The following is a 19144-nucleotide window of genomic DNA, read 5'->3' as shown; positions in this document are numbered from 1 at the left end:
AAAGGGTAAAACATAGGTAAAACATTTACTGCTTTTAGATGCCTTTTTATGGTTTTATTGAAAACAACATCTCCTATAAACATTAGTATATACTACATATTAGACCATATCACACCAATACCCTTAAGGCTCATAACCCGAAGGTCGCTGGTTCGAGTCCAGTCCCCGCTACGAAGGCCTAGGCCAACAAAATCAACGGTTCGTGTACGCACAAGCCGTTTTTTTATGTCTTTTATTTCCATACTTTTGCCTACCGTATACGATAACGTATACGCTTTGCGCATGAAACTTAACTATTCCGAGCCTAAATTCTATACGGGAGGGGTCAATATTAAAGGTTGGTCCAAACTAACCCGCAAGCAGCAAAAGGAAGCCCTTTCCAAGGATTGGTATGTCTATTTTTCATACAGGGACAAGGATTCAAATAAACTCAAACGCCAATCTCCAATCAAGGGTGGCGTAAACCGTTTCAAGACCAAAAATGAACGATTGATGTTCATGAAACTCATCAAAAGGTCACTTGTGAAATTTTTAGAAAACGGATATGTTCCAAATAAGGACAATTCTCAACTCTACGTCCCATCAAAAGAGCCTGCCCAGGAAACCACTGCTCCTGAAACCATTTTGGAGAAACTACAGGAGGAAACCCCAAAAACGGAAACCCAACCAAAACCATCACCTACCCCTGCCCTGCCCGTTACCGTCGATGAGAAATCCATGTCCGCCGAAGAAGCTTTCGATTTTGGGCTCAAAATCAAAAAGCAAACGCTCAGCCCTAATTCGTACGTAGGATATGTAAGCCCCGTTCGGCAATTCCAAAAATGGTTGAATGAAAAAGAAATAAAGGATATTAGCAAGATAAACAAGAAAACGGTAGTCGAATATCTTAATTCCGTTTTAGAACGAACATCGGCTAGAACCAGGAACAACGCCCGAACCACGCTAAGTTCAATTTTCACAACGTTGGAGGACAATGAAATTATAGATGATAATTTTATTCTTAAAATTAATGTTCTCCCCACTAAGCCAGAACGAAATAAAACTTTCACTCCGGTACAGGAATCAAAACTGGAGACCTATATGACAGATAATGATCCTTTACTCCTATCTTTCGTTCGGTTCCTTTCACTTAATTTTTTAAGGCCCATAGAAGTTTGCCGTTTAAAGATCAAGGATGTTGACGTATCCGACAAGAAGATATATGTCAAAGCAAAAAACAAAAAAGTCAAGATTAAAATTATCCCTGAAATATTAATCGATCTACTACCTGATTTTTCAGGTCTTGAATCTGAACATTATCTTTTCACACCACACCAAATTGGTGGAATTTGGGATATCCCGGAAATGGACAAAAGAAATTACTTTTCTAAAAGGTTTAAAAAAGTGAAGGACCATTTCCAACTTGGTAGAGAATACGGACTCTACAGCTATAGGCACACTTATATAACCAAGCTGTATAGAGAGATGAGAAAAGAATTATCTGAAAATGAGACCAAAAGTAAATTATTGGGAATAACCGGACATAATACTTTAATTGCATTAGAAAAATATCTTCGGGATATCGATGCGGAACTTCCAGCCGATTACTCAGAATTCCTACAAACATCAGTAACCGATAAAACCCAAAATGACTAAAAAGAATAAAGCTTATTTTGGATATTTAAAAAAAGAGGCGCTTAGTTCTTTATCCAATGAAGAAAAAATGGCACTGTTCATTTCGGAAAAATTGTTCACTACTACAAAAATCTTAAGCCTGACATCTAAGACAGCTATAAACCTATTGGACCCAGAGCAATATAAGACCGTAAAAAAACCGGTCAAGGCACTACTGAATGCCTATTATAGTCACATTACAAATACTTTCCAAGAATATATCGAAAACATATTCATTGATTTCTTCCATTCATTCAATAACCAAATTTTTGCGCTGGAAAATCCGGAGGTAAAAAAAATTGCTAGACTCCACTATCTTACTATTATAGATAACATACATTCTCCAAATTTTGACATTGTGAGAATGTCTGAAAATAATAACGGCTTTCCTAAAGTGAACAATGCTACCAAATTAGAATTGTATTCAATTAAACAGGATACTTTTAAGACCAGGGCCGTTCAGGAATATTCAAAGGGGTTAGATCAATTTTTAATGGGGAATTCAAAAAAGTTTAATGACGGATTATTAAGCGAAATTCCAATCTTGAAGGAAATCATACAATTCGAAGGTGATTTAAAAATACTATTGGCCTTGAACGAAGAATTTAAATTTGAAGAATTTGATTTTAATTATGCACCAAAAATAAAAAGCAACGGTTCCATTAAAACTAATACCTTACCCCTATCGCAAATACCAGAAACAAGTTTGCCAATGCCTACGCAAGAAGAAATGAATCAATACGTATTAGACTATGTTTTTAGCAAAAAAGACTGAAGAAATACCATTTGGGTTACCATTAGGGTTATTCGGGTGTTATACCACCCGAACAACTACCCGCTTTTAAAATTAAATAACATGTCATAACTACCTAATATTCTGTTATTTAAATAAACACTAAAACAACAACTCTAATTCTATTCTATAAACCCCTACCATTGCCAACCATTGCCAACCCTTCGCAACCCTATAGGTTAATCACTAAAAGGTCTTATCCTAAAATTTAAACATAGAAGAACTATTTGAAAGTTCAATTAAGTCGAAACTGGTTTGTTTGAACTTTAAGAGTTAGATTGTAGGTTCGGAAAACGTTCGATTTGTAAGAATAAGTTTCTATCTATTAATCCCTTTAGCGATTAGTACTAAATGTAGAAATAGTTTTATATTTTAGCACTGAGAGAACATAACAATATTCGGTGTAATCCAAGAACAGTACAGTGTCGCTTAAATGAGAATTGAAAAACAAATTTTGAATGTTATTGCGGCATTGTTGCTTATAGCGGCTTTAATGCTTCCTGACGTTATTCAATTTTCACATATCTTTCAGGAGCACGAACACGTTGTATGCAACGAGCAGACCACCCATATTCATACCGATGTTCCAGACTGTAAAATATGTCATTTTCATTTGGCCTCGTTCAATTATGAGTTGGCGGAATATGTAGAACTTTTGACTCCTCCAGTTCTAGAAAAAATCGAAATCCAATTTTCTTCACTATTATATCATTCCTTCAAAAACACTAATACCCGATTAAGAGCACCTCCGCATTTTCTTAGTTAAAAGATCCGAACCCGGTTTTATTTTTATCTAAGAATATTATATGCGCCTTTATGCACTAATAATACTGTTATTTAGCAGTATTACATCCATTTCACAAAATTGTAATTATACCCTTTCCGGTACCGTCGTCGACTTGCACGACAGTTCTGTTTTACTTGGCGCCACGCTTATCGTGGCCGGAACTGAACAGGCAGTTCAGACCGATTTGGAAGGAAAGTTTACCCTAGTAGGACTTTGTGAGAATACCTATTCCATACAAGTTTCGCACCCCTATTGCCTAACGGAGGGATACACAATAAAGGTAATTGGCAACACGACAAAAATCTTTCGTCTAGAACACCATTTAGAGGAACTCAACGAAGTGATTCTAAAAGGGAAAGCCAATAGAAACAAGACCAACACCCTTTTTGAAAACAAGGTTTCAAAGGAAGAATTGGAACGTTTCAGTAGCGGCTCGCTAGGTGATGCCCTAAATAGTCTTAGCGGTGTTTCTTCACTGAATACGGGAAATACGGTAGTGAAACCGATGATCAACGGATTGCACAGTAGCCGTGTAATTATCGTTAATAACGGGGTCAGGATGGAAGACCAGGAATGGGGGGCAGAACATGCACCAAATGTGGATGTCAATGCTGCGGGCAACCTTACCTTGATTAAAGGAGCTGGGGCTTTACAGTATGGCGGTGATGCTGTGGGCGGTGTAATTGTTGCCGAGGCATCAAAGGTAACTGTTAAGGATAGCTTGTATGGCAAATCAATATTGAGTGCAGCATCCAATGGGAGGGGTTCTTCCGTGACGTCCCAATTGACCAAAAGTTATCAAAACGGTTGGTATGGTACGGCACAGGGTACAGTAAAACGTTTTGGTGATTTTGAGGCCCCAGACTATGTTTTGAGCAACACCGGTATTTTCGAACGCAATGCTTCACTTCGAATTGGACTTAATCGCTTTGATTACGGCATGGAAGCGTATTATTCCCTTTTTAAAAATGATATAGGGATATTGCGCGCTTCCCATCTGGGAGGTGCCCAAGACCAAGTAAGGGCAATCAATAGCGACCGGCCGCTTATAATCAGGGATTTCACCTACAACATTACCGAACCAAATCAGGACGTGATTCATCATTTGGCAAGGTTAAGGGTATTCAAAAGGTTCGTGGGCCTGGGAAAAATTAGCTTGCAATATGATTATCAGCGCAATAATAGACTTGAATTCGATATCCGCCGTGGGGACGATGCAGACAAGGCCTCTCTTGATCTAAGGCTTGATACACATACATTGATGCTGGACCTCGATGGTGTCCTTAACCATAAAAGTAATTTGAAGTCCGGAATGATGGCTCGATATCAAAATAATTTTGCTAACCCGAATACAGGGGTAAGACGTCTGATTCCCGATTTTGACAAATATGATTTAGGTGTTTATGGTATTGTAGATTACAGGCTGGATAAAAACCTGATTCTTGAGGTAGGGGCGCGTTTTGACTACACTTTTATGGATGTGTTCAAGTTTTACCGAACCTCTTTTTGGGAATCACGCGGTTATGACGAACAGTTTACAAACATTGTAGTAAAGGAACTGGACAATCAGATACTCACCAATCCGCAATTAAATTACTACAATGCGTCGGCCACCGCCGGAGGAACCTATGCCTTCGATGATGAATACAAACTCTTTTTTAATTATTCGCTGGCTTCTCGAGCACCGAACCCTTCTGAACTTTTTAGTGAAGGGCTGCACCATTCAGCTTCCCGCATCGAGTTGGGCGATTTGCGTTTTAGACACGAAGTGTCCAACAAATTGGCCTTGACACTGCAACGGGAGAATTCCACCTTTGGCTTTTCCATCAACCCGTATATCAATAGTATCAGTGATTTTATCGTCATAGAGCCTACGGAAATCCAACAAACGGTCAGGGGAAGTTTTCAGGTCTGGGAATACCGTCAGATCAATGCCAGATTGTTGGGTGTGGATGTGGATGCCTCCTATACTTTTGTAACAAATTTCCGTTTTGACCATCAGTTCTCCCTGGTCAAAGGCTATGACCGTAACCGTAAAGAAGCACTAATAAATATGCCGTCTGTAAATACCAAAAACGGACTGGTATACCAGAACACTGAATATCATAATCTAAGATTGGCATTGGAAAGCCAATATGTTTTCAGCCAGAACGAATTTCCTGATAATAATTTTGAAGTCTTCGTCCCCGAAACCCAAACATTCGAGGTCGTTGATGTTAGTACCCCTCCAGATGCTTACCATCTACTCAATTTCAGTTCGAACATCGATTTTAATATCGGCAAAAAATCAAAACTTACACTGGGGCTTACCATAGATAACCTTATGAATACTTCTTATCGAAATTACCTGAACCGACTGCGTTATTACGCGGACGACTTGGGCAGAAACCTTTTGTTAAACTTTAAATACAAATATTAATTTTCAAAATCAAAACAATGAAGAAAGTCAAAATTTTAAGTACAGTAGTATTCGCAGGACTTTTATTTACCGCCTGCTCGAACGAGGACAACAGTACCCCCGAACCTGTAAACGAAGAGGAAGTAATTACCACGCTCACGGTAACCCTTGCCCCAGAAGGTGGCGGAACGACAATTACATTACAGACGCAAGACCTTGACGGGGACGGGCCAAACGTGCCTGTTGTATCGGTTTCAGGAAATCTGGAGGCAGGTGCTGTCTATAACGGTATTATATTAGTGTTGAATGAGACCGAGACCCCTGCCGAGAACATTACCGAGGAAGTGGAGGATGAAGATGACGAGCACCAATTTTTCTACACAATCGGGGGTGGCCTTGATGTAAACACGGTATACGGTAATTTTGACGGTGACGGCAATCCCTTGGGAACGGAATTTACCCTGACCGCAGGAGCAGTTAGCACTGGTGCGCTTACATTCACCCTACGCCACGAACCAAAAAAACCAAATGATGGTACGTTGGCCGATGCAGGTGGGGAAACTGATCTTGCAGCAACCTTTACTGTAACAGTGGGGTAGAATTACCTTTACAAACTTATTTCTCTAAAAGATGCCCTTTACAATCATATTTGTAGAGGGCATCGCTTTTTTGTGTTCTGAGTCGATCGTACTAAAACCGGTATAGCAGGCTCAATATTTATATCTTAACTCTTTAAGCTATCCGTTGTACCAAAAGTTTTAATGATAAAAACGAATAACAGTCCAGGGATACTTAGGTAGTTTTAAACCAACATATTTTGAATTGTATCCACTATATCATTACTATTTTTAATTCCTATCCGTCGAACTTTTATCACCATAAAACGGCAGTTTTTAGGAACATTTTTCCACCAAGTCGAATAAAGTTCAAAGATTTCCAAGTTTGGTCATTTTTTAGCAGTGATGTTAATTCCTATTTTAAAGGACACTCTAAGTATATCTAAACGATCCTTTTACCTATTTAAAAAATGGACTTTCGTTGAACTTTCTATAAGTTTAGCAATGGGTATGGTAAATGAACTATTTTGAAAAACTCCTATTGATTATAGTTATAGACGCTTTTATTTAGACTTTGAACGCCAACCTGAAGTTCATTTAAGGGTGGGGTTAAGTACACTAGTTCAATTAAGTGGGAAATAGGTTTATCGGAACTTCGCATTAGCTATGTTGTAATTTCAACATGAACCTTTATCTCTCAAATTTTACTCTAACTAGCAACTACAATTCTTTGATTTAGTGGTCATTTCAAGAATTTTTTATTTCAAAAGGAGTCTTTGTTTTGTAATGATTTCTAAAATCGGACGGTGATGATTTTGTTTTTAATTTGAACACACGTGAGAAGTATGCATAATCCTCATAACCTAAAAATTCAGCGATATCAGCTAAAGAATCTTCAGAATGTACTAAGAGTCGTTTAGCCTCAAGTATAATACGTTCGCTAATAAGTTCTGAAGATTTTTTATTTATCGTATTCTTGGTAATTCTATTCAAGTGCTTTGTGGTGATATTAAGTTTTTCAGCGTAAAATATTGAAGATTTTTGTGTCCTATAAAACTGTTGGATAAGTACTTCTAGATTTTTCAAGGTACTAAGGTAGGTCGTGGATTTCACAATTATGTGAAATTCAAAAGCTGAATATAACCTTGTTAAATCAATATAAACAAGGTTTATCAGGCTCAATAATTTTTGCTTTTTGAAAGTTGCACCATTATAGTATTCGTTGTTTATTTCTTTAAAACGTGAAATCACGGATTCAAGATCATCAATCTTCAGTCGAAGATTTGGTGGGTTTTCATATGAAAAATAAAATGGGAATTGTGTTAGTTTGGCATTTAAAAAACCAAACTCAAAAAAATCCTGAGTATGGAAAAATATATAGCCTTCAGGCTCACTATTGAATTTCCAAAAGTGTGTCTGACCAGGTTTTAAGAAAAACACACTACCAGGTTCAACAGGGTAGTTGGTGAAGTCGATTTCATGACTCCCAGTTCCTTTTGAAAAAAGAACACATAAAAAAAAGTCGTGCCTATGCGGTATGAAAACACTCTCTTTATTTTTCCATAAATGCGCCGCTAAATCATTACTATAAAAATCGATCAAGGATTCTTCTTTCTCAAATTGCTCGATGCTTAAAATAGGAATCATGCTCAAACTGCTTTAATATGTCCTAAAAGTACAAATAATGGAGATTATTCTATAATTAAAAGATACACTGAATGAATATCTTTGTTAGTGTTAAACGATTATCAATACATTGATTTTGGGAAAAAGTAAACCTAAAAATGAGTAGTTATGGAATTTCTGAAAGGAACTAAAGTTTATAGTATCTTAACTGGAGCATGTCCTGTTTGTCATAACGAGAGTATGTACCAAGAGAGTAACTCTTATAAACTAGGTAGCACCCTAAAAATGAATAAACGATGTGGTCATTGTGATACGAAATACAAGATAGAACCTTCCTTTTTTTACGGCGCTATGTATGTTAGTTATCCTGTTGGGCTTGCGTTTGGTGTAACAACTTTCGTATTGAGTTATTTAATTCTTGATTTGAGTTTAATTATTACCTACTGTATTATAGTTGCTGTGATGATTATGGTACTGCCAATAGTACTCCGAATTTCAAGAAATATTTGGATTAATATTTTTATGAGGTATAATGTAGATACTACAAAAAAAATATAACCCTAGAGCAATAGGGTGCTTACTGATGCTAATATTATAAGAGCTTAGGTAAAAAAGAGTGATATTTAAAAAATCTAGTTATAGATGAGTTTAATTATAATAGTTCAATTAAGTCAGAATTAGGTATAATTGAACTTTGCTGACATTTGGTGTATGCTTAGTTACGATTGTTGAGTAACTAAAATAGCAAAAGGAAACCAAAAGTTATTGAAATCCGTAGGATTTTCTTAGCATACACAGAGCCAAGCAATAAATTAATTAAACACGTCTTTGTTAGGCACCGTGTTTTATTTTATAAATTTTCTTTTTCAGCTTTTATCCAAAAATAAACAGCAAAAACAGTCGTTACAATCGGAATCATAAAGCCATATTCATCAATCCAGAATGTCGTATTATCATTTGAAATAGTTAGCGGAGCGCATATTTATTGAATGTAAATATTGTGAACAGAATGATAGACCGCTGCTGGCCACAAACTGTTCGATTTAAAAGTGTAATAATCCAAAATTACAGATGTCCCAATTATCATTATTGTAAAAGCACTAATATGTAACAAAAGATTTTCACCGCTTCCGTACATTACAGACTGTTCATCTTTCTTAGAGATAGACTGAAACCACGTATAAACAAAGTCAAAAGTGACATACGCCGACCCGTAAACTTTGAGTTATTAGGACATGGTTTTGTGCCTGTCTATAAAAAGGGCGTAAAAGGACATTACCAACTTGTAGTAACAAAGAAAAGTTGGGCAAAGATTAAACGTAACCTAAAAAGCATAACCAAGAAAACTAAACCAATGTCGTTGACAGAACGGCTAGAACGACTAAATCAAGTCTGTCGAGGTTGGATGAATAATTACCACCTAACCAACATTTACGCAAAAGTTAAAAAGCTAGATGAGTGGTTAAGAAATCGGTTGCGATATTGTATTTGGCACGATATGAAAAAGCTAGAGAGGAAACGTAAAAACCTGATTCGTTTAGGAATAGAGGACGGACAAGCATACGCATGGAGTAGAACAAGAATGGGAGGCTGGGCAGTCGCTCAAAGCCCCATTTTAAAGATTACTATTACCACATCTAGGCTTAAGCGAAAAGGATATAGACCTTTGCTAGATTACATTAATAATACGCAAACTTCAATTTGGTGAACCGCCGTATACGAGACCCGTACGTACTTTGGTGTTACAGGCGCACTCTGGCTAATTTAGTCAGAGCCGTCTACTCGATGTGTGCTGTGTAAGCTATAATCAAAGATGGAGGTAGGTCCTCCGATGAGGGTTTTTCGTCATAACGTGAAGCAAAACCTTTTTGTAACAATTCTATCGCATTATTTTTATCGTCGTCTTTAGCGTATGCTTTAGCGATTTTTATCATAATATCATTTGACGGAGCAGAACCTGTAGGAATTCCTCTTAAAATAGTTCCTCCTAAGTAAAGAGTTTTCTTTAGTGCAGTAATTGCTTTTGGATACTGCTCGATTTGAATAAGAAAGTCCTAATAAATAAAATAGATCAGGATCATTTTCATAGTCTTTAATTAGGTTCTCTAAAATAGTGATGGACTCTTGCCATTTTTTATTTTTGACTAAACCTACCGCTTCGTTTCTCTGATGAAAATATTCTGTTGTGTTTTCTATATTACTATTTTTCGTTTGAGAAAAAGTGTAAGAGATATTAAAAAGAACAAGTAGGATAAAACTTAGAATGGCTGTATTTTTCATATTTAATTATTGTTCGCTTATTATTAAGACAACTATAGAAGAGAACTCTCACACTTATTTTGCCATAATATATTAATCACTATTTTTGGCTATTTTACTTTTTAGTTGTTTTGGTAATCGAAGTAAATTAAAGGTTAAACAAAAACGAATAGTAACGTGATTTTGATTGTTTGATTAATGATTGGTACTACTAACAAAAGTTTAATTTGTTACAATCGAAGTGGTATCCAACAAAGGTGTAATGAACATATGGTCATTATACATCTAATAGGATGTTGTTTATAATATAAGACTGTAGAAATTACTGTTAGGGCTGTTTTTAGGGATATATTTTTCATATTTATACAACTAGTTTTTTAATCCGTTAGTTTTCTCATCACCCATTCTAAGGGTCCAGAGTTGTAATATTTTCTCCAAATAACAGCAAATAGAATACACAGTAAACTAAATACGATTGCATAAATCACTGAAAATTCAATTGAATAATTTCCTATTTTAGAGGAGTTTATCACTTCAATAATTCCCATTCCAATAATCACGTGTGCTACGTAAAAGGTCAATGCTAATTGACCTGTTTTATTTAAAGCATCAATGATAAAATTGTTTGCAAATTTCTTGGCAATTAGTATAGACGCTGAAATTAGTGCAAAAGCAATCGCAATACCATTGAACATATAAATAGGTAGAGGCGGCATTGGGTCCGTTCCCAAAATCTCAGTTATTTCCAAAGCAGCCTCTTGGTTTCCTTCTGATAACATTAAGATGGACACATAGGACATAACTTGAATAGAAATAAAAATGATGGTACTCATCCAGAATGTTTTTTTTACGAATTTGTCGTTGTGTAAATCCTGTTTTCCGAACCAATAACCAAAGAGCATAAATGCAGTCCAAGGCATTACTGGATGAAAACCATTAAAGAAAAGGTTTCTCATAAAACCTTTAAATGTCCAAAAATATTGATAGTCTAAGGTGTCAAAATCCCAACCGGTCTCGTAATTCAAAAATGTTATTATAATTGGATACGCTATAATTATGGAGATACCTGAAATTAAGATTGTTCTTTCTTTACAAGTTAATAGTACCATTATGATTACCATATAAATACCATAAAAATGTAGAATATCTGCTGGCCAAATTGTGATGTATGAAATACCAACAAAGAATAGAAATACGGCTCTTTTTAGAATTCTAAACCGAGCAATTTTTAATTTGGTTTGGTCGTCATTTTTAATGGCAGAATTTGTCATTAAAGCAAGACCAACACCAGCTAAAACAACGAATGTAGCTGCGGCTTTGCCATCAAAAACACTTGCAAACGATTTTACCCAAGATTGGCCATTTTCGCCAAATACAACTTTGAAATTGACGATTATCATTCCAATAACGGCCAATGCTCTTGCTACATCTATTCCTATTATTCTTTGTTTCATAACGTTTTTTTTGTTTTGTAAAATGTTAATCTATTATCCTACATTATTTGATTTTTCATTGAAATAATCTGGTCTCCATGATAAATTCCCAAAGATTATCTTAAATCGATCTTTCCATGACTTGCACTTTTTTAAATCTTTTAGTACGCTTTTAAATTCTATGAAATTAATTAACAGGGGGTTGTTGGTATCTATATCTTTGGTTAACCCATAAATAACTTTTTCCTCTTCCTTTTGATAGGTTCCAAATACCCGATCCCAAATAATCAAAAAACCACCATAATTTTTATCTAAGTATTTTTTATTTGAACCGTGATGTACACGATGTACCGATGGCGTATTGAAAATTTTGTCTGGCCAACCTAACTTTCCAATACGTTCCGTATGTATCCATGTTTGAAATTTCCCAACTATGATAAGTCCTACTATAGCTTGAAAAGGACTAAAACCTATGAGTATCATTGCTATTAAAACACCCATTCAATCAAGCCTTCCAAAAATGCTCAGTCGAAATGAAATACTTAAATTATAATCTTTAGAAGAATGATGGACACTATACAAAGCCCATAAAATTCTTTGTTCGTGCTCTATTCTATGCATCCAATAATAGGTCAGGTCTGCAGTAAAAATGCGAGTACCGAAGTCAGTGGATTTATAGTTATAGAGAGTGGAGTAAGCCAATGAAAGGGCATTAAACATATAACGCCAATGGAACCGACTACTGTTTTTTCCATAAGCTAATTTATTATAAAAATTAAAAAATTAGCACCTGTATCTCTCCATCTTCTTTTTTTTGAGGTAATCAAATCTGTCAATGTTTCAATAAAAATTAGGCTAATATTAAAAATAAAAAAATAGGCAATGAAGGTCATTATTTGAGATGCTTCAAATAAGGATATTAATCTTGTGAAACTCATTTTATGAATGTTTTAATTTGCGTTGTGCAATTATGGCTTATGCGTTCCGAGATAAAATGCACTTAAAAATTAATTCCTAATTCCAACGCAAACCCAAAATTTCTATTGATTACTTTAGACGTCTGCCATTGTTGAAAGAGACTAGCTCCAATTACGATCCCAAAATCTTTCCAAGGAATTATTTTCACTCCTTGGTTAGCACGAAAACCTATTAAAAAATTAGTTGATTTTTTGTCTTCTAAATCTATTAATACTTCCATTCCGATAGGTACATTTAGACCAATATCGACATAAACACCAGGTGTTATTTTGATATAGCCATTGAATCCTAAACCTAAGGCATATGAATCAACAGTACTATACCCACGCTCCTGTACTATATCTGATTTAGCTCTAGATTGACCATAGCCTATTACAAAAGGAATAATAAGGTCTTTTTCATTATCTGAAAATCCAGTATATGAAACATTCCAACCCTCATTATATTTATCCGTCATTCTTTTAAATGTTAGCATATTGAACCACTTACCTAAAGGAACATAGGTTTCAAAAGTGGATTCTTTCTTATTGGAACTTGCATCATCTAGCATTCCACCTTTTGTCAAATTATTGGTTGTATTTACTTTTTGTGCATTAATGAAGCTCCATATACAATATTCCAATGCTGCCCGGATTCTTTGTTCGTGGGTTTTGTAGATTTCCGTTAAATTAGAAGCTGGAAAAACCTGATCTTCAAAATGAACTACTTTATAAAGTTCTTCTCCGTTTGCTGTATAGAAATTAAGTTCAATATAAACCCTTGCTGTTCTCTTATCGAGACTTGTTTGTGCATCTTCAATTTTTAAACTTTTAATCCTTAAAGTAATCGGAACTCTGCCAACCGTTTTAGGTAGAGCAGCATCCGTAAAGTATTTGATTGTTGTTGCAGTGCCATTCTCAAAACGCAATTTTATTTTCTTATTAGAATTATCTTCTATAACACCAAGGTATAGCTCCTGGCAATCATCTATGACGTTGTCTACATAAAAATTCTGATTCTTAAACTCGAATGGCACCTTTTTTAAATCTATAGTTGTCTGTGAAAAACAGATGGCACAACTAAAAAATATGGCTGAAATATTTATTATTTCTTTCATCATTCATTTATTAAATAGGCTTATAATAATGCACTTCGACATCCATGATTTCATTAATATCATACTTAAGTATTAAAGAGTTCTTTGAAATTGAAATGATGTATGCTTTTATATTTTCATCATATTTATCGCTCATTACTACATAAGCACCGTTTATATTTAGGATGTAAGTTCCTTCTTCTTCTTTACCTTCTGATTTTGAAATAAAAGTCATGTCTTCTTTAAAAAGGATGTAATCGTCTTTTTCCTTTTTGTTGGGCGGATACTCCGTACCTTCGATTTTATAGGTATCTAAATACCACGTATTGAATAGCATATTTGTCTTATCTTCCTGTCCAAATACATTGCTACTGACAGCGATTATCAATAGGCTTGTTATGCATACTGTCTTTATACTATTCTTTAAACCCTTATAATTTTTTATCATTTTCATTATAAACTGTTTTGGTAATTTTTAATTTGCTTATTAACCTTATTAATATTGATATAGGGCCTTTTGTAAATCTCTGGCTCCATAACATGGAAAAGATTATCGAAACGATACAGAAATCTATGGCATACAGAAAAGCAACCTCTGTATTTAAGTTGTTTTTACCAAAAAGCAGGTATACACTTAGTATGCCCAAAACTACGTGGAGTATGTAGTGAATAAATACCATTTGACCCGTTTTTGCGATAATTGATAATCCGTGTCTAGTATTCATTTTTTCAGTAATCCAGACGCATAGTAGAATTATTGTAAAAGACCAGCTTATACCTGAAATCATAAATAATGGCATCGGTGGGAATGATTCTGTTCCCCAGATAGCTATTACATCTTCAACCGGCATAGTAGTATAGTGCAGAGCGATGTAAGCAAGCCTAAAAGAACTCATCTGAACCAATAAAAATATGGTTATGGATAATAATAGGATTAGATTTCTGTTATTTTTGTTTGCTATATTTTGCCTACCGAGCCATATACCTGCTAGTACGAAAGCGACCCAAGGCACCACAGGATAAAAACTATTCACTATTAAATTCTGGAGAAAACCTTTGAAGGTCCAAAAACTAGTATACTGTTTAATGTTCCAATTCCAGCCAGTTTCCAAATCCACATAACCCAGAATAAGTGGATAAACGGCGATTAAAAGAACTATGATTATCCATAGACTTTTCGAGCGTATTGAAATCAATAAGGCACCGATGGAAATAAAAAAACCATAATTATGTAGAATATCAGTAGGCCATAAAGGCAGGTAGATCAATCCGAACACAAATAAGAACGCACCCTGTTTCAGTATTATTCTTTGTTTTTGCCATAGCCTTATTTTATCGTAATAAAATAAATTAGTCTTGACCAACAAGGAAATTCCAACACCAGCCAATACAATAAAAAGAGCGGCTCCTTTGCCTTGCAACTGGTCTAAAACCCTGGACAATAACCCATCATCATTTAGCCTCGCCAGACTCAAATTAAAGTTGACGGTGATCATAATAAATAAGGCCAAAGCTCTGGCAACATCATACCCTTCGATTCGTTGTTTACTTTCGAACATATAATACAGGTACATTGGTGATAGATTTGATGAATGTTACTATCGGCTTAGAGGCCGCTCAAGTATTGATTGTTGACTTTGTTAGCCTAACTTTTAAAAGTTGTAAGAAAGTGCCAATTGGAAGGTTCTGTTTTTAATTTTCCCGGTAGTTTTAGTAATATCTAACACACCGTAAGAATAGCGCAACCCTATTTCTACATTATCGACAACGCGATACCCTAGACCTAAGACTGCACCAAAATCCATTTTTCGATAATCCAATTTAGACGGGTTATTGTCCTTTTTGCTTAAAAGCAGTCCAACATAAGGTCCTGCCTCAATACTTATTTTTTCAACTGGATAAAATTTCACAAGTGCAGGAAGAAGGTTTACATAGTTTAACTTTATAGTTTCAAAACTTTCTTCTTTCTTAGCTCCCTGTATGGAAAACATAGCTTCCGAACGAATCGATACTTTTTCAGCAAATCTGTATTCTGTAAAAATTCCACCTAAAGGACCTATTTTACGCTTTCCGTCGGCATTTTTTAAATTCGAGAGATTTACCCCAGCTTTAACCCCGAATTCTAAATTGGAGCTGTCATTGGACTGTGCAATACTTGTAAAGATTCCGACCAATATCAAGGATATTATCAGAGTAGTAGTTTTTAATGCAATCATAATTTTTCTTTTTTAAATTATTATAAATGATTTATATTTATGAGACAAATGTATTTTGGGATGTGTAATTAAGCGTTCTTCCCTATAATACCAAACAAAAAAAAGTGTCTTCATTTATCGGGAAGACACTTTTTTTTTGTTATTGTAATCTGATAATCCAGTATTTACGCTAATCCTCAGCGTTGTGAAGTTTTTTAAATTCGGTAGGAGTCATTTGTGCACTTTTTTTGAATGCCGTATAGAAAGCAGCTTTACTATTAAAACCTACATCTAAAGAAATTGAATAAATTGTATCTGGCGTAGGTTCGAGAAGCTTCGTTTTCGCAACTTCAATTCTATATTGATTGATATAATCGGGAAAGCTCATTTGGGTATTTTCATTAATAGCCTGTGATATATGATGTACAGAATTATTGAGTTTGTCTGCGAGGGTGTTCAGCTTAATGTCAAAATCAAGATACAGCTGTTCTTCCCTGACGCTTTCTTCAATTTTTTTGAACAGATCAAAAGAATCAGACAGAGATGACTTCGCATACTTTTTCTTTGTAGCTTGAGGTAAATCATCAAAAGAACCTGTAAACGCAAAAACGGGTAAATGCATAATCGAATACGCGAAAATAAAAAAGAAAATGGATAACAAAAGCGTTTCGGTCTTCATATAAAATTCAAGGGACGCAAGGCTATCAGTGTTTAGAACCGTATTGAACCCACTTGCAAATTGTAACACAATAAATAATAGTATCAATATTTTGATCCACTGATAATTTAGTTGCTGCAATCTATCCAAAACTAGAAAAAGCGGGGCTCTTTCCAATTTTATATATCCCAATACCAATAAAAAAATATTTATGATAGTGACTACAAGATATTCTAGTTCTATCCAAAACCAAATACCATAGTTATCGGCAGATGCAATTATCTCGTTGACAGTGTCATACTCTAAGATAGGTAGAAAAAGAGCCCAACGGATAAGGGTATATCCTATTAATAGAAAAATCCATTTTTTAAGATTTACCGCTGTTTTTGTAAATAGTAAAATAAAATAGTAGAATAGGGGACCAATAATATGGTATAATAGGTACGAACCACCCGAATATAGACTGTTTATATCAAGTTTGAGAGATAAATAATAATCGAAGGATGTATAGGCATATAAAAACACCAGTACACTCAATACCAGCCTTATTTTTTTATCATTGCCTAGGCCTGATTTTCTTGATAGTATAAAAATACCCAAGAGTAATCCGAGTATTGAACTAAGTATAGGAGAAACATCCAACAAATTCATGGAAACACATTTAATCAGGTGTAAAAATACAGTTGTTTTATTTGCTAATAAAAAAAGAGGTTTTGCATGGGTGATAATTACAGCGTATTTGATAAGAACGGAGATTCAATTCTTTTATATGTTAAGCTTTTTGTAAGGGTTTCTTTGTCAGTAAATTATAATTTAGTTAAAGAAACGGACGTGGTCTACGCACAAGAGATTGACTCAACTAGGCTGTTTTTACAGAGGCTTTAGGAGAACCGGTCTTGATCGAATCTGTTGGCGAATAATGGTCAGGTAGCCTTGGAAGGCATCCATAACCGTCCTGAAATTATCAAGGGAGGGTTTCCTTCCCCCTTTCTTAAAATACTTTTTTAGATTGAAGGCAATCGCGACCATGAGCATGACCTTATGTGCACTGGACTTACTATATTTAACTGGACGAGCGTGTTAGCTGTTTAAATTAACTTTAAAGAACTGGACTAAGGCTTTTCATAGGAGGTGTTGTCAGGCACTGGCTTCATTTGCATTTAATTCGTTTTCAATATATTGGATAACCTCGACTGTTTTATTTAGATAATCCTCAAGTTTGATAATAGTAATATCTGAATCTCGTCCATGTGCAATATTGTGTCTGTCCTTGAGAATGTAATTAATTGCAGCACCTCTATTTTCTTCTTGCATGTAATCTCTTATTACGTCATGCCATTCGGGATTGAAGGATTTGGCTAAAGCTCGAATTTTTTCGCTATTAGCATTTTGGATTTTAAATAGTTGGGACTTTGCATATGTCAAAACAACTGAAGAGTCGCAACTATTTTCTGCAATATCGCTAAATGCATGAAAAACCGAATTCTCAATAAATCCTGAGCAAAGCACGCAGATATATTTTGTGAGATGTGACCTTAATTCATCATCAGGCTCGAATTCTTTTGCTTTTACTATTAATTGCTGAATTCGATTGTATTGGATGTTAAGCTCGGAATTATTGAACATATTGATTTATATATTCATTAAACAATCGATGTCTATCGGCAACTACCTTATCATCCGATGTAGCACGTGTTATTGAGTCTACAAAATCTTGATTTTTGTATAGGCTATTTATGTTATTAGCAAATGACTCAAAGTCGATATCATCATCAATCCTTTTAGCTATCCCTACCATTAATACTTCGAAAGCCGCTGCATTGAAAACCCTATCAGGTCTAAATGCATTTTTGCCAATTCTTTCAAAAATGATATCAGCGGTTCGCTTAAAAATTGCCCCTAATCTTTCCAATTCCGCATCAGTTGGGTTTCTGTATCTCCCGTTGAATTTATTCAGAAACTCCTTCAAAGGCTTACTATAGATGTCAAGGGAAGTATATATTGCGAAAAAGCGTAGAATCATTTCTTGGTCTTTTAGTCTATTATTCTTCTTTCCAAATAACTCTCTCCAAGAGGGATAATCATTCAAGTCAGAAATCAAATCATTTAATTTACCAATATAAATTGCTGATCTAATTTCTTGTGGTGTAAGTTTTCTGCCTCCTGTGTTTAGCCTCTCAAAAACATGATATATACTCGTGTTATCATCTGTTGGGGTTTCTTGTTTTATAATTGTGGCGTGTAAAATGGAATCATCAAGATTAATTCTATCATCCTCTTCTAATTCTTCATACGTCTTGCCTTCAAATTTTTCTTGAACATTTTTTAGCCTAAAAACTCTTTTTTTTGTGTCACCTTCCTTTGGGTTGAAAAATCCTTCGTAGAAAAAAAGTAAAGATTTCAACCTTTGTTGACCATCTATAACTGAAAGTTTGTTAGAGTCACTTTCTTTAGCCAAAAAGACACCTGGTACTGGCAAGCCAAGCAATAAAGATTCAACGAGTCGTGAGGCTTCAGCTTGATTCCAAACATAGTCTCTCTGAAAGGGTGGAATAAAAATATCTCCTCTTTTCAATCTTTTGACAAGTCCATCCACATCATAGTCCGCGCCATAACTGGAAATCCCATAAATCTGAGGTGAAGAAGCTTCTTCACTTTCTTCTACATCAATTACAGGGTCATCTAATTCCTCAATATTATTACCGTTCATAATTTACTTTTTATTTATTCTT

Annotated in this window: 18 protein-coding genes and 1 pseudogene; 7 read left to right on the top strand and 12 right to left on the bottom strand. The window is 35.0% G+C overall.

Going from position 1 to position 19144, the window contains the following annotated elements; genetic code table 11:
• Positions 1–282 precede the first annotated feature (282 nt).
• The 5 genes from ES765_RS16675 (at position 283) to ES765_RS16655 (ending at position 6230) form a co-directional block, all read left to right on the top strand.
• On the top strand, positions 283–1635 hold the full coding sequence (locus tag ES765_RS16675) for a tyrosine-type recombinase/integrase (protein WP_249356546.1): 1353 nt from the start codon (positions 283–285) through the stop codon (positions 1633–1635).
• Entirely contained in the window at positions 1628–2428 is an 801-nt protein-coding gene (locus ES765_RS16670; protein WP_138115461.1) for a hypothetical protein, read from the top strand. Before ES765_RS16675 ends, ES765_RS16670 begins: the two co-directional genes overlap by 8 nt.
• Before the next feature lie 451 nt (positions 2429–2879).
• Complete coding sequence (locus ES765_RS16665) at positions 2880–3212, top strand: hypothetical protein (RefSeq protein WP_138115459.1); 333 nt, start codon at positions 2880–2882, stop codon at positions 3210–3212.
• A gap of 40 nt (positions 3213–3252) precedes the next feature.
• A complete protein-coding gene (locus ES765_RS16660; protein WP_138115457.1) occupies positions 3253–5652 on the top strand; it encodes a TonB-dependent receptor in 2400 nt (799 codons plus the stop codon).
• A gap of 17 nt (positions 5653–5669) precedes the next feature.
• Positions 5670–6230 carry a type 1 periplasmic binding fold superfamily protein gene (locus ES765_RS16655; protein ID WP_138115455.1) on the top strand — a complete coding sequence of 187 codons (561 nt, stop codon included), beginning with the start codon at positions 5670–5672 and terminating at the stop codon, positions 6228–6230.
• 705 nt (positions 6231–6935) lie between these two features.
• Here the strand turns inward: ES765_RS16655 and ES765_RS16650 are convergent.
• Entirely contained in the window at positions 6936–7835 is a 900-nt protein-coding gene (locus ES765_RS16650) for an AraC family transcriptional regulator (RefSeq protein WP_249356542.1), read from the bottom strand.
• Positions 7836–7982: 147 nt separating this feature from the next.
• On the opposite strand from ES765_RS16650, the gene ES765_RS16645 reads away from it, so the two are divergent.
• Together ES765_RS16645 and ES765_RS22430 are read left to right on the top strand one after the other, a co-directional pair.
• On the top strand, positions 7983–8372 hold the full coding sequence (locus tag ES765_RS16645; RefSeq protein WP_138115451.1) for a DUF983 domain-containing protein: 390 nt from the start codon (positions 7983–7985) through the stop codon (positions 8370–8372).
• Between the two features lie 685 nt (positions 8373–9057).
• Positions 9058–9522, top strand: a complete 465-nt coding sequence (locus tag ES765_RS22430; RefSeq protein WP_262710692.1) for a group II intron maturase-specific domain-containing protein — start codon at positions 9058–9060, stop codon at positions 9520–9522.
• 70 nt (positions 9523–9592) lie between these two features.
• Here the strand turns inward: ES765_RS22430 and ES765_RS21850 are convergent, their stop codons facing one another.
• From ES765_RS21850 to ES765_RS16590, 11 genes and pseudogenes are all read right to left on the bottom strand, one after another.
• Positions 9593–9748, bottom strand: coding sequence for a hypothetical protein (locus ES765_RS21850; RefSeq protein WP_171017338.1), 156 nt, complete (start codon positions 9746–9748; stop codon positions 9593–9595).
• Between the two features lie 702 nt (positions 9749–10450).
• Positions 10451–11527 (bottom strand): DUF418 domain-containing protein, encoded by a 1077-nt coding sequence (locus ES765_RS16630; RefSeq protein WP_138115447.1) that lies wholly within the window; start codon positions 11525–11527, stop codon positions 10451–10453.
• A 33-nt stretch (positions 11528–11560) separates the two neighbouring features.
• Positions 11561–12226, bottom strand: a pseudogene (locus tag ES765_RS22085) (sterol desaturase family protein).
• A 38-nt stretch (positions 12227–12264) separates the two neighbouring features.
• Positions 12265–12444, bottom strand: a complete 180-nt coding sequence (locus ES765_RS22075) for a hypothetical protein (protein WP_212744251.1) — start codon at positions 12442–12444, stop codon at positions 12265–12267.
• A gap of 62 nt (positions 12445–12506) precedes the next feature.
• A complete protein-coding gene (locus ES765_RS16620) occupies positions 12507–13580 on the bottom strand; it encodes a hypothetical protein (protein WP_138115482.1) in 1074 nt (357 codons plus the stop codon).
• 10 nt (positions 13581–13590) lie between these two features.
• Complete coding sequence (locus ES765_RS16615) at positions 13591–14013, bottom strand: lipocalin family protein (RefSeq protein ID WP_249356537.1); 423 nt, start codon at positions 14011–14013, stop codon at positions 13591–13593.
• On the bottom strand, positions 13991–15133 hold the full coding sequence (locus ES765_RS16610; protein WP_138115445.1) for a DUF418 domain-containing protein: 1143 nt from the start codon (positions 15131–15133) through the stop codon (positions 13991–13993). The genes ES765_RS16615 and ES765_RS16610 overlap by 23 nt, the downstream gene beginning before the upstream one ends.
• A gap of 78 nt (positions 15134–15211) precedes the next feature.
• Complete coding sequence (locus ES765_RS16605; protein ID WP_138115443.1) at positions 15212–15775, bottom strand: porin family protein; 564 nt, start codon at positions 15773–15775, stop codon at positions 15212–15214.
• A gap of 169 nt (positions 15776–15944) precedes the next feature.
• Positions 15945–17063: a helix-turn-helix domain-containing protein gene (locus tag ES765_RS16600; RefSeq protein WP_138115441.1), complete on the bottom strand. Its 1119-nt coding sequence runs from the start codon at positions 17061–17063 to the stop codon at positions 15945–15947.
• A gap of 486 nt (positions 17064–17549) precedes the next feature.
• Entirely contained in the window at positions 17550–18038 is a 489-nt protein-coding gene (locus tag ES765_RS16595; RefSeq protein ID WP_138115439.1) for a HEPN domain-containing protein, read from the bottom strand.
• Positions 18028–19122, bottom strand: coding sequence for a DUF262 domain-containing protein (locus ES765_RS16590; RefSeq protein ID WP_138115437.1), 1095 nt, complete (start codon positions 19120–19122; stop codon positions 18028–18030). The genes ES765_RS16595 and ES765_RS16590 overlap by 11 nt, the downstream gene beginning before the upstream one ends.
• Positions 19123–19144 lie beyond the last annotated feature (22 nt).

The sequence above is a fragment of the Maribacter sp. ACAM166 genome (assembly GCF_005771495.1).
Classification (GTDB): domain Bacteria; phylum Bacteroidota; class Bacteroidia; order Flavobacteriales; family Flavobacteriaceae; genus Maribacter.
This window is presented reverse-complemented; position numbering and strand designations above follow the sequence as displayed.